Below are 12,199 nucleotides of genomic sequence, written 5' to 3' on the forward strand. Positions count from 1 at the left end.
GAAACGGACACACTCGATTGATAGGATGGCGGCACCATGCCTGAGCATTCCGAGCGCACGCTCATCATCGTGCCCGCATGGAACGAATCCAGGAACGTCGGCAACACCGTGCGCGAGATCCTCGATCAGTTCATGGAGTACGACGTCGTCGTCGTGGACGACGGATCGACGGACGACACCGCCCGCGTCGCGCGTGAGGCCGGAGCGCGGGTGCTGGTGCTCCCGTTCAACATGGGTGTCGGCGGCGCCATGCGCACCGGATTCACCTACGCGCATCGCCATGGGTACCAGAGGGCGATTCAAGTAGACGCGGACGGGCAGCACAATCCACGAGACATCCCTGCGGTGCTGGCTGGGCTCGAACGCGCGGACATCTCGATCGGCGCACGCTTCGCGGATGTCGGCGACTATGAGGCGAAGGGACCGAGACGCTGGGCGATGGTCTTCCTCGCCAACGTCCTCTCCCGAGTAGCGAAGACGCGATTGACCGATGTCACCAGCGGCTTCAGAGCGGCGAACCGCCGGGCGATCGACCAGTACGTGCACTACTATCCGGCGGAGTATCTAGGGGACACGGTCGATTCGCTCGTGAGTGCGATCCACTCGGGATTGTCGGTCACCCAGGTGCCGGTGGCCATGCGTCCTCGTGTCCACGGAAAGCCTAGTCAGAACCCGATCGGCTCCACCATCTATCTGCTGCGGTCTGTGTTCGCACTTTCTCTGGCGCTGATGCGCGGGCGCCGTGGCTCAACGGAGGTGAGCGCGTGATCGTCATCGCCGGGATCGGGCTCGCGTTGCTGGTCCTCACGATCATCATCTCGCTACTGCTGCGCCGGCGACTTCGCGAGAAGTATGCGACGCTGTGGCTTCTCATCGGAATCGTCATCCTGGTGCTGGCGATCTTCCCAGGGCTACTACTGGGCCTGTCCAATGCGCTCGGCGTCGCTGTGCCGTCGAATCTGATCTTCGCCCTCGCGCTCGTTCTGCTGGTCGGGGTCGCCCTTCACCTCTCTTGGGAGCTCTCACAGGCCGAGGACGAAGTGCGCCGGGTCGCCGAAGACGTCGCGATCGTGCGCACGGAGGTCGATGAGCTTCGGCAGGCTATGGGGACGGATACCGGCCGACAGGATCCGGCGCCGTCGGCCGACATCCCCACAGCGGACACGGATACCGCCGGTCGAACTGACGATGAAAGCTGAGGGCGCCGCAACAGGCGTGCGAGCGATCCTCATCGCCACCGTGGTGGCGGGAATCCTCGGCTACGGCATCCAACTCGTTGCCCCGGCACTTCTGCCTGACGGGGCTGCCTACGTCACGTTCTCGATGTACTGGTCCACGCTGTACCTCTGCGTCGCGGCGCTGTCGGGGGTGCAGCAGGAGGTCACGCGGGCGTCGCGTCGCGCCGCGGAATCGTCACCGAACGCGACGCTCCGCTCGTTCACGCTGATTGTGATTGGCGTTGTCCTACTGGCTGCGGGGGCGGTCGCCCTTCTGGCCGGTCCCACCGTTTTCCGGGGCCCGACCGGGATGCTGGCAGTGGCGCTCGGAACCGGTATGGTCGGCTACGTCCTGATCGCCGTGCTGAGCGGCGTTCTCTACGGACTGCACCTTTGGACGGCTGTCGCCGCGACCACAATCGTCGACGTCGCGATCCGGACTGTGCTTCTTCTGGCGGCATTCCTCTCGGGGTGGTCACCCGAGTGGATTGCGCTCGCGGTGTCGTTGCCGTTCGGGCTGGCGTTCCTCCTGGTCTGGCTCCGTGTGCGACGGCATGTCGTCGGCGCCTTCCGCCTCGACGTTCGGCTTGGCCGCCTCCTCGCCAATGCCGCCGGCACGGTGACCGCTGCGTCGGCGATGGGTGTCATGATGAACGGGATGCCGTTGCTCCTCGGCCTCACCGCAGATGATACGAGCGATATCGTGCTGGCGGGGCTGATCCTCACCATCACACTTACCCGCGCACCGCTAGTCGTGCCTCTCCTCGCACTACAGAGCTACCTCGTCGCCATCTTCCGCGACGCCGGACGTGGTGTGGTGAGGCGAATCATGACCGCGCTGGCTCTTTCTGCGGCTGCCGTCGCGCTGCTGGCGGCGGCGGCATGGGCGATCGGCCCATGGGTGATTGACCTCTTATCACGTGGTCAGTACGCGGTCGCCCCCGCAATGATGGCGGCGATCACCGTGAGTGCGGGTCTCGTCGGAATGATGTGCGTGACTGGCCCGGCCCTGCTCGGACGGAGTCGGCACGTGCCGTATACCGCAGGGTGGGTTACCGCGGCGGTGCTTACGGTGGTTTCGATGACACTGCCGCTCCCGTTCACCTCGCGGCTGATGGTGGCACTCCTGCTTCCGCCCGCCATCGGATTGGCTGTTCACATCATCGCCGTGTGGCGACACCCCGAAGTCGATGCGCGCACGACCGATCCTGTCACGTAGCTCCAAGCTCCGAGACATACGAAAGGGATCTCGCGACCCTCAACCATCGCGACAGGGCGGCTCGAGCGCCCGCGTGGCGCTACGTGAGCGCGAGTTCGAACACGGCAAGCGTCTCTCGAGCAGTGCGCTCCCACGTGAACAGGCGCTCGCGCATGAGTCCGTCGGCGGCCATGCGCTTCTGCAGTTCCGGATCGTCGACGACATGCTCGATGAGGTGGGCGAGGGCGTCGACGTCGTGGGGAGGGAAGAACCGCGCGGCTTCGCCGCCGACGTAGCGGTGCACCTCGATATCGCTGAGCAGTACCGGGACCCCCGCGCTCATTGCCTCCAGCGTTGGGAGTGAGAACCCTTCCGCCAGCGAGGGGATCGCCAGCGCCGTCGCGGTTGAATATAGATGGGCGACCTCGTCATCGCTCACCCAACCCCGCAACTCCACCCACTGCCCGACGCCGAGCTCATCGACAAGAGGCGCGAGCGGGTCGTAGCCGCGCCCGCCGGTGATAACGACCCGTGGGCGCTTCTCTGGGGGCAGAGCTGCGACTGCCCGCGGCAGCGATTCCCAGTTCTTGTGGGGGCGTCGGTTTCCCATAGCGATGATAAGAGGCCCCTCCGATCCAGCGAGAGCGCGGTCCACACCCTCCGGATGCCCTCCAGCCAACGGCACAACATGCAGCGTGTCGGGATCGACCGCGAGGTACTTCAGAATCTCGGTGGCCGATCCGGGACTGATCGTGACGATCTGAGCTGCATTCCGGGCGACCTGACGCTCCATCCACTTGACCGGTGCGGTGTAGAGCGGAGTTGACATGTACTCCGGGTGGCTCCAATAGAGCATGTCGTGCATTGTGACGACCGTCGGCATGCTCGAGTGCCGTGGCCCGAGCGTGGCCGGTGAGTGCAACAGATCGACGCCGAGCTTGCGGGCGCGGCGCGCCACCGCGAAGAGCTCACCAAATGCCCAGGCGAACCTGTTCTCGCCGCTTATCCCGGAGTTGATCGTCTCGCCCGGGAACCACGTCCGGTCCAGCTCGTAACCCTCGCGGCTCAAGTAACCGATGAACTCCCAGGACGGGGCAATCTCGCCGAGCTTTCGATACAGTTCGCGCGTGTATACCTCCATGCCGCCTTTTGTGCCCGAGTAAGACAAGAGATCGACGAGCACGCGGGGCATGGGCAGATCCAATCGATCGGGGAGGAACCTCTGGTGACTTGTGCCAGCGGAAGCGGTCAGGGGTCAGGCAGTGTCGGGAGCCGGAGCGGCCGCCGGTTTCGCCGATGTGTGAGTGCCGCGACGTGTCGCGCGCATCACCGGACGCTCGATCAGCAACCAGCTAGCGGTGGCGAATACGATCGTCGCGAGGATGTTGACTCCCATGAACACCCACACCCCTGCACCTGCGACGCCCAGCAGGACGAGGAGCTGGGCCGTCGGCCAGGCATAGATGTAGAAGCCGTACGAGATGTCGTGCTTGGCGATCAGCCGAGGCTGAGGCACGACGGTACTTAGCCACAAGAGGGCGTATGCGAGCAGCGGCGCGGCGAGCTGCCCGCCGAAGCTGGGGACGACGAAGATCGGGATCAGCGCGCCGACGAGACACGCGATTCCAACCGGTGCACGCATACCCCACCGGTCGAAGACCACATACGCCACCACGCCACCGAGGAAGAATGGCAAGAGCTTGAACAAGAGCGCGAAGTCGCCATCAAGCCCGAGTTGATTCCAGAAGCCCATCGTCGCGTGCACGCCGAGCGACAGCACCCAGAGTAGGACAGAGAACCATACCGTCCGGCGGAAGACGGCGAGGAAGCCCAGGGTCCAGACGATGATGTAGCAGAAGAACTCGTAGTACAAGGTCCACAGAGACCCGTTCCATGCGCCAGGGTATGGAACTGTCTGCAGCGACCATGAGATCGTGTACGAGTTGACATGCAGGCCGATGTTGCCCCAGATGTACTGCAGCGGAGTTACGGGTGTCGTCCAGAATCCGCCCAGCTCTCCCCGCTCTAGGAGGCCGGCGATAGGTGCGAAGATCATGGCCGTGACGACGAGCACGACAAGGAAGGCGGGGTAGATCCTCGCGATGCGGTGCACGAGGAAGTCGCCCGTCGAATGGCGAAAACGGCTTCCGGTGATAAGGAATCCGCTCAGCACGAAGAAACCAGCGACGGCCCACCCGCCGAGGTTCTCACCGTGCAGCATTGGGCCGGTGCCGTTCCCCGTGATGTAGAAGGCGTGTGCAAACAGCACCAACCCGGCAAGGATCAGCCGAAAGAGGTTGAGGCTGTTTTGACGGTGAGGGAAGGCGCGGCTCGACGTTGGGGCGGTGACCATTATTTTAGCAGGCTCCGCTCCACCATCTCCTTCAACGAGCGCTCGTACCCGCTCTCCTCGACAGGCTCCGCAAGTACCCATTCGACGAATCGAGCGACACCCGTGCGGAAGTCCGTCTGCGGTTCGTACGCGAGCACGTCGCGGAGGACGGAGGTCTCGGCGACGTTGTGGCGGATGTCGCCGAGACGGTAATTGCCCGTCACGGTGGTCGGCACCTCGGTCCCGAATGCGGCGAACAGTGACGCGACCACCTCGTTCACGGTCGTGGCGACGCCGCTGCCGACGTTGATGGTGCGGCCGGCGGCCGCAGGCATCGTCGAAGCACGGAACGTCGACTCGACCACGTCGTCGATGTATACGAAGTCCCGGCTCTCGAGGCCGTCCTCGAAGATGTTGATCGGCTTCGCCTGCCGGATGAGCGTCGAGAAGATCGAGAGGATGCCCGTATACGGGTTCTTCAAGGACTGCCCGGGCCCATACACGTTCTGGTATCGCAGCGCGACGCCTTCGACGCCGATCGTCGGCGCGACCACCATCACGAGGGATTCTTGCATCTGCTTGGTGATGCCGTAGACCGACGAAGGGTGCAGCTTCGCGCCCTCGTCGGTCGGGACCATCTCGACCGGTCCCTCGCCCGGCATGTGCACGTCGAAGTCGCCGGCGGCCATCTGGGCGTCGGCCCGGTGCGGGGGATACACGATCCGGCCATCCGATGTGCGATATGCGCCTTCGCCGTAGATCGACCGCGACGACGCAATGACAAGTCGCTTGACGGCGTGCGGCTCGTTCGTGAGGAGGTCGAGCAGCTTGGCAGTTCCGCCGACGTTCGCCTCGACGTACCGGTCGATCTCGTACATGGACTGACCGGTACCGGTCTCGGCTGCAAGATGCACGACGATCGCCGCACCGTCCAGCGCGCGGCGCAGGTCGTCGCTGGAGGTCACAGAGCCCTCGATCACCGTCGCCACGCCGTCCAGCGAACGCAGCAGAGCAGACGTGTTCGTCGGGTCCTCGCCGTGCACCTGGGGAATCAGCGAATCGAGCACGGTCACAGTGTGGCCGGCGTCGACGAAGCGACGTGCGAGCCGGGTGCCGATGAAGCCTGCGCCGCCGGTGATGAGCACGTGTTCGGGCATGCGTGGTCTCCTGGAAGAAGGGGACGCGCGTTCAGATCGCCGCGCGCGAGTCTAGAGGGCGAAGATATGCGCCAGCGTCGATTGTAGCCCGGCGGCAGATCCGTGCCTGATCACCCCCGGAAGTTCCGCGACGCCATGCAGTCGTGACATCACGCGCATGCGCGCCGTGGTTGCTGTCCGTCGCCATCCCTTGGAGTTCGCGAGCGCGCGCGCCTGCGCGTAGTAGGTGCGTTCGTCGCGGAAACGACGACCGTCCAGGAGCGTCTTCTGCGAAGCGCTCGCGCCGTGGCGCCGATACGAGAAAGCCAGCGTGGGGTTGTACGCCAAGCACCCGCCCTCGAACGCGACATCCATCAACAGCGCCAGGTCCTGGATGATGGGCAGGCCCTCGCGGAAATCGATCCGTCGGAGCGTCTCAGTGCGGAAGGTGAGAGAGGGCCAGTAGAGCCAGTCGCCTCTAATGAGGCTCGTCGCCATGGCCTCACCACGGAGGACGGCGACGCCCTGCCCGTTGCGAGGGGCGAGCAGGCCGGTCTTGACGCGGTCCACGAGGGGCCGAACGACCACCCCGTGCTCGTCGATCACCTCGACGCCGGGTTGAATGACGTCGGCGTCGGGGACCGCGGCGATGGTCGCGAAGATCACGTCGAGATAGTTCGCCTGCAGAAGGTCGTCGCAGCCGAGGATGGTGATGTGATCCGATGTCGCCTGTCGGATCGCCTCACGGTAGTTCTCGGTGATGCCGAGGTTCACCTCGTTGCGCACATACGTGACCCGTTCGTCGTCGAGCTCGGCGAACCACTTCGCGACCGTCTCGTCCGGGTAGCAGTCGTCGATGACGATGAGTCGCCAGTCGGGATTGTGCTGGGCACGGACGGACTCGACAGTCAGGTAGAGCAGACCGGGGTCGCCCCAGAAGGGTACGAAGATCTCGTGTGTCATAGCGCGACGAGCCTACGAGATCAGCCTGAGAGTCGCGCTGGCGTCGAAGGCGATTCTCGGAGGATCCTCCTGCGTGCGTAGACTTCCAGGTCGGCGGTGAGTTCCGCCGACCGCGCAAAGCGCCCGGTTCGACCGACCAGAAAGCCTGCCGCATGGATCTGCTCATCGTCGGCTCCGGATTCTTCGGCCTGACCATAGCGGAGCGTGCTGCGACTTCCGGCCGAAAGGTCACCGTGATCGACCGCCGCCCTCACATCGGCGGAAATGCGTACAGCGAAGCCGAACCCACGACGGGGATCGAGGTCCACAGGTACGGTGCGCACCTCTTCCACACCTCGAACCCTGGCGTCTGGGAGTATGCGAACCGGTTCACGACCTTCACCGACTACGTGCATCGCGTCTACACGAACCACAAGGGCGTCGTGTTCCCGCTGCCGATCAACCTCGGCACGATCAACCAGTTCTTCCAGGCGGCCTACTCGCCCGAGGAAGCGCGGATGCTGGTGCATCAGCTGGCCGGGGAGTTCGACACGAAGGATGCCTCGAACCTCGAAGAGAAGGCGATCGCCCTCATCGGTCGACCTCTGTATGAGGCCTTCATCCGCGACTACACGGGCAAGCAGTGGCAGACCGACCCGAAGGACTTGCCGGCCGAGGTCATCAGCAGGCTCCCGGTCCGCTACAACTACGACAACCGATACTTCAACGACACGTGGGAGGGGTTGCCCACCGACGGCTATACGGCGTGGCTGGAACGGATGGCCGATCACCACAACATCGATGTGAAGCTCGATACCGACTTCTTCGACCAGGGGCACCCACTGAGCAAGAACGCCACGGTGGGCCAGGTGCCCATCGTCTACACCGGCCCTGTCGACCGCTACTTCGACTACGCCGAAGGCGCTCTGTCGTGGCGGACGCTCGACTTCGAGGAAGAGGTGCTCGAGGTCGGTGACTTCCAAGGCACTCCGGTCATGAACTACGCCGACGCGGAAATCCCCTATACGCGCATCCATGAATTCAAGCACTTCCACCCCGAGCGGGCGGACCGCTATCCGACCGACAAGACCGTGATCATGCGCGAGTTCTCGCGCTTCGCGTCTCACGACGACGAGCCGTACTATCCGGTCAACACCCCGCAGGACCGGGCGGGACTGGTCGCGTACCGTGAGCTCGCGAAGGGTGAGCGGGACGTGCTGTTCGGAGGTCGGCTGGGCACGTACCAGTATCTCGACATGCACATGGCTATCGGGTCGGCGCTGTCGATGTGGAACAACCAGCTGGCGTGACCGCGCCCGCATAGACTCGTCACCGTGACCACAGCCGCCGTCGGCGCCCCCGGATCGCCCCGGCGCTACCTCCACTCGTTGTGGCTGCTTTCGGCGCGCGATCTCAAGGTGCGCTACTCCACGAGCGCGCTGGGCTACCTGTGGTCGGTGCTTGATCCGCTCGTGATGAGCGCGATCTACTGGTTCGTGTTCACGCAGGTTTTCCAGCGCACGGTCGGGCACGAGCCGTACATCGTCTTCCTCATCACCGCGCTGCTGCCGTGGGTGTGGTTCAACTCGTCGGTGTCGGACTTCACCCGCGCATTCAACAAGGATGCCCGCCTCGTGCGCTCGACCGCGATCCCGCGGTCGATCTGGGTCAACCGGATCGTGCTGTCGAAGGGCGTCGAGTTCCTCTGCTCCCTTCCGGTGCTCGCGCTCTTCGTCGTCGTCTCGCAGTTCACCGAGAATCCCGCCCAGCTGAACTGGGGATTGCTCTGGGTCCCGGTCGCCGTCCTGCTCCAAACCGTCCTTCTGGTCGGACTCGGGCTGCTGGTCGCTCCTCTGTGCGTCATCTGGAGTGACCTGGAGCGCACGACGAAGCTCATCCTCCGTGCCCTGTTCTATGCTTCGCCGGTGATTTACGGGGTGGAAGACCTGCCCGGAGCGTTCGAGACTCTTGCGGCCTTCAATCCGCTCTCCGGGATCTTCGCCCTCTACCGCGTCGGGTTCTTCGCCGACGAGTGGGATGCCTGGGTCATCGGGATCGGCGCGATCATGTCGTTCCTCTTCCTCGCCCTCGGGGTCTTCGCGTTCCGGCGGCTCGAGCGTCCCGTCCTGAAGGAGCTGTGATGACGGCATCCGGTCTCGCGATCGAGGTGCAGGGCCTCGGCGTCCGCTTCCGGCGGAATCGCCGGGGGAGCCGCAGCATCAAAGACCTGTTCGCGGACTCGTCTCGACGGTCGAAGCCCGGAGAGTTCTGGGCGCTGCGCGATGTCGCCTTCGACGTGAAGCCGGGTGAGTCGATCGGTGTCGTCGGCCGCAATGGTCAGGGCAAATCGACGCTCCTCAAGCTCGTCGCAGGCGTCCTTCTCGCCGACGAAGGATCCGTCTCCGTGAACGGGGGTGTAGCGCCGCTGATCGAGATCACCGGTGGGTTCGTCGGCGACCTCACTGTCCGCGAGAATGTCCGCCTGACCTCGGGGCTGCACGGGATGTCGAAGGCCGAGGTCTCGCGCCGCTTCGACGGCATCATCGACTTCGCCGAGCTCGAGGACTTCATCGACACCCCCTACAAGCACCTCAGCAACGGCATGAAGGTGCGGCTGGCGTTCGCGGTCGTCTCGCAGCTCGAGGAGCCCATTCTGCTGGTCGACGAGGTGCTGGCCGTGGGCGACAAGGCGTTCCGCGAGAAGTGCTACCGGCGCATCGACGAGCTGCTGGCCGATGGGCGCACGCTGTTCTTCGTGTCGCACAGTGAGCGCGACCTGCGCCGCTTCTGCACGCGCGGCTTGTATCTCGACAAACATCGACTGGCGATGGATGCCCCGATCAACGAGGTTCTCGACCGCTACAACGCCGACTATCCGACTGGCGTCTGAACGTCAGGCCTGCGCCGTTGCGGCCTCAAGCGGCGGCATCGGCTGCCACGAGGCGTCCTTCGCGATCTTCCGCCCGTCACGCAGGCCGCGGAAGAGGTTCGACGTTCCCCGCACCGTGCGCTCGACGAACAGCAGGCGAATCAGCTCCTTGCCGAACGTGAGGCTCGTGCCCACCCCGAACAGGACCGGGTTGTAGACGCCGAGCGTTCGGTAGTACTTCTTGATGTATGCGCGGTTGCGCATGATGTAGTAGCGATAGGCGTTGCTGGAAGCATTCATGTGGCGGATGCCCATGTCCCACTGCTTGATCTCGCGCGTGCGGCGCAGCACGAACTCGTCGACGATCACGGACTGCGTCTTTCGCGACGCCAGCCATCCATACGTCTGGTCGTCCCAGTAGATGAAGAATCGGGGGTCGGGCAGGCCGATTTCCTGCACGATGCCGCGGTGGATGAACATGCCCTCGAAGCATCCGGAGTTCATGGGCTTGTAGCCCGACGCGTCAAACTCGGCAGGCGCAAAGGGGATCGGGATGCCGAGGGGCTCGGCGACGCGGTACTGCCAGTAGAACGCGCTGCCGTCATAGTCGTAGCGACGTCCCTGGATACTCTTGAAGCGCGGAGCCCACTTGCCCATCTTCGCCAGGCCGTCGGGGAGCACTTCGACGTCGTCGTCCATAAGCCAGATCCACTCGGATCCGAGTTCGTACGCGACCCGCATGCCCTCACTGAAACCGCCCGAGCCGCCCGTGTTGGTCTCCATCCGGCGGTAGACGAGTACGGACGGCTCGAGGCGCTCCCGGAACGACTCGACGACGTCGGTCGTGTCGTCTGTCGACGCATTGTCGATGATCACGATGTGACCGGGCTTGGGGTCCATCACGACAATGCTCTCCAGGAGGCGCGTGAGCAGCCCGGAGCGGTTGTAGGTGACGATCGCGATGGTCGCGGTCGCGGGATCGAAAGGGGAAGTGGGCACAGAGGTCACAGGGGAGATTCTCCGAGTGCGAAGTAGAGCGGCCGTAGATGCGTCGGCCGAGTGCAAAGCCTACCCGGTCAGGGTGTCGGCCACGCTCAGCTTGGCGTGCGCGGCGGCCTGCTCCACGCGCACTGTCACGACCTGACCCGTCATCGAGGACGCCAGCACTCGGAGGCTGACCTCCGCCACGTGCTCCGGCTCGAGCAGGCTCGACGGCGCCTCCTCGCCGAAGGCAGAGGAGCGCATGGGCGTGCGCGTGCGCTGCGGGTTGATGCAGTTGATGCGGACACCGCTCACAGTCCATTCCTCGGCCAGCGCCTGGGTGAGGTTCACGACCGCGGCCTTGCTCGCCGAGTAGACGCCGTAGTTGGCGCGCCCGCGAGTATATGAGCTGGACGTGAAGAGCAGGACCTGCCCCTGGGTTGCGGCGAGGTACTTGTGAGCGGCCCGCGAGACGATCACCGGGGCTAGGAAGTTCGTCTCGATCGTGCTCTCGAGGTCCCTGATCCGGGTGTCGGTGAGAGCCCCCATCTGGAGCACACCCGCCGTCAGGACGACGGCATCGATGCGCCCTTCGGCCGCGAAGACCTGCTTGAGCGCACGCTTGACGAGCGCGCGCGAGCGCACATCGGTTCCTGTGGTGGACCGGCTGAACTCGTGCACCACCGCGCCGCAGACGCCGGCCAGTTCCACGACGCTGCGACCGATCCCATAACTGCCACCGAAGACGACGACTACCTTCCCGGAGAGATCGGGCAGGGACGCCGTCTCGGCGGAGAGGCTCTCAGACTGGAGCTGGAATAGCTTGTCGGCGATGTGCACGTCGATCGGCTCGGTGACCTTCATATTCTGGGGCGTGCCCTCGACGACGTAGATCGGCACGTCGGGAAGGTACGTGAAGACGACGCCGCAGTCGTCGGTCGCGTGGAATGAGGCATCCTGGGCGGCGCGCTCGTAGGCGCGACGGATGGTGCCCAGCCGGAACGCCTGCGGCGTTTGGCCACGCCGCAAGCGCGCCCGCTCCGGAATCGCGGTGATGTGGGAGGCGGCGTCGACCTCGATGATCGTGTCCGACGACGCGATGCCGGTGTCTACGGCGTCGTAGCTGTCGAGCGCCTCGACGCAATCGCGGACGATCCGGTCGTCGACGAACGGGCGCACGGCGTCGTGGAAGAGGACCTTGGTATCGGGGTCGTCTCCGAGGACGGCCAGCGCGGCCTGGGTGGAGTCGTTGCGGGTGGCGCCGCCCGGAATGATCCGGGTCAGCTTCGGGAAGCGCTCAGGGTCGACGAGCGAGTCCAGCTCATGGATCGCGCCAGCGTTCATGACGATCATCACCTCGTGGATGTACGGGCTGGCGTTCAGCACTTCGAGGGTGTGCTCGACGATCGCCTTGCCAGCGATCTTGATGAGCTGCTTCGGGATGCCGAGTCCTACGCGGACGCCGACACCGCCGGCGAGGAGGACGGCCACAGTGCGAGAAGCGGGCATGAGTTATCGGGTCTT

General features: G+C 64.7%; 12 protein-coding genes. 6 read left to right on the plus strand and 6 right to left on the minus strand.

Annotation, left to right across the window (positions count from 1 at the left end):
• Nucleotides 1–36: 36 nt before the first annotated feature.
• The 3 genes from MRBLWS13_RS18495 to MRBLWS13_RS18505 are packed head-to-tail and all read left to right on the plus strand — an operon-like array spanning nt 37 to nt 2,436.
• Complete coding sequence (locus MRBLWS13_RS18495; RefSeq protein ID WP_349426778.1) at nt 37–768, plus strand: glycosyltransferase family 2 protein; 732 nt, start codon at nt 37–39, stop codon at nt 766–768.
• Complete coding sequence (locus tag MRBLWS13_RS18500) at nt 765–1,199, plus strand: DUF2304 domain-containing protein (RefSeq protein WP_349426779.1); 435 nt, start codon at nt 765–767, stop codon at nt 1,197–1,199. The genes MRBLWS13_RS18495 and MRBLWS13_RS18500 overlap by 4 nt, the downstream gene beginning before the upstream one ends.
• Nucleotides 1,189–2,436: a hypothetical protein gene (locus tag MRBLWS13_RS18505; protein ID WP_349426780.1), complete on the plus strand. Its 1,248-nt coding sequence runs from the start codon at nt 1,189–1,191 to the stop codon at nt 2,434–2,436. The genes MRBLWS13_RS18500 and MRBLWS13_RS18505 overlap by 11 nt, the downstream gene beginning before the upstream one ends.
• A gap of 79 nt (nt 2,437–2,515) precedes the next feature.
• Here MRBLWS13_RS18505 and MRBLWS13_RS18510 read toward each other — a convergent pair whose 3' ends face one another.
• From MRBLWS13_RS18510 to MRBLWS13_RS18525, 4 genes are all read right to left on the minus strand, one after another.
• Complete coding sequence (locus tag MRBLWS13_RS18510; protein WP_349426781.1) at nt 2,516–3,607, minus strand: glycosyltransferase family 1 protein; 1,092 nt, start codon at nt 3,605–3,607, stop codon at nt 2,516–2,518.
• Between the two features lie 63 nt (nt 3,608–3,670).
• Nucleotides 3,671–4,684, minus strand: coding sequence for an acyltransferase (locus MRBLWS13_RS18515; protein ID WP_349426782.1), 1,014 nt, complete (start codon nt 4,682–4,684; stop codon nt 3,671–3,673).
• Nucleotides 4,685–4,767: 83 nt separating this feature from the next.
• Nucleotides 4,768–5,904, minus strand: a complete 1,137-nt coding sequence (locus MRBLWS13_RS18520) for an NAD-dependent epimerase/dehydratase family protein (protein ID WP_349426783.1) — start codon at nt 5,902–5,904, stop codon at nt 4,768–4,770.
• A 51-nt stretch (nt 5,905–5,955) separates the two neighbouring features.
• Nucleotides 5,956–6,846 (minus strand): glycosyltransferase, encoded by an 891-nt coding sequence (locus MRBLWS13_RS18525; RefSeq protein WP_349426784.1) that lies wholly within the window; start codon nt 6,844–6,846, stop codon nt 5,956–5,958.
• 152 nt (nt 6,847–6,998) lie between these two features.
• Here MRBLWS13_RS18525 and glf point away from each other — a divergent pair, with 152 nt between their 5' ends.
• From glf to MRBLWS13_RS18540, 3 genes are read left to right on the plus strand one after another with little or no spacing between them, the layout of a single operon-like run.
• A complete protein-coding gene (glf, locus tag MRBLWS13_RS18530; protein ID WP_349426786.1) occupies nt 6,999–8,135 on the plus strand; it encodes a UDP-galactopyranose mutase in 1,137 nt (378 codons plus the stop codon).
• A 24-nt stretch (nt 8,136–8,159) separates the two neighbouring features.
• Complete coding sequence (locus MRBLWS13_RS18535) at nt 8,160–8,966, plus strand: ABC transporter permease (protein ID WP_349426787.1); 807 nt, start codon at nt 8,160–8,162, stop codon at nt 8,964–8,966.
• Entirely contained in the window at nt 8,966–9,715 is a 750-nt protein-coding gene (locus MRBLWS13_RS18540) for an ABC transporter ATP-binding protein (RefSeq protein ID WP_349426788.1), read from the plus strand. Before MRBLWS13_RS18535 ends, MRBLWS13_RS18540 begins: the two co-directional genes overlap by 1 nt.
• Nucleotides 9,716–9,718: 3 nt before the next feature.
• Here the strand turns inward: MRBLWS13_RS18540 and MRBLWS13_RS18545 are convergent, their stop codons facing one another.
• Both MRBLWS13_RS18545 and MRBLWS13_RS18550 read right to left on the minus strand, forming a co-directional pair.
• Nucleotides 9,719–10,702, minus strand: a complete 984-nt coding sequence (locus tag MRBLWS13_RS18545; protein ID WP_349426789.1) for a glycosyltransferase — start codon at nt 10,700–10,702, stop codon at nt 9,719–9,721.
• A 60-nt stretch (nt 10,703–10,762) separates the two neighbouring features.
• Nucleotides 10,763–12,184 (minus strand): bifunctional cytidylyltransferase/SDR family oxidoreductase, encoded by a 1,422-nt coding sequence (locus MRBLWS13_RS18550; RefSeq protein ID WP_349426790.1) that lies wholly within the window; start codon nt 12,182–12,184, stop codon nt 10,763–10,765.
• Nucleotides 12,185–12,199 lie beyond the last annotated feature (15 nt).

Origin of the sequence: Microbacterium sp. LWS13-1.2, assembly GCF_040144835.1 — a bacterium.
Classification (GTDB): Bacteria; Actinomycetota; Actinomycetes; order Actinomycetales; family Microbacteriaceae; genus Microbacterium.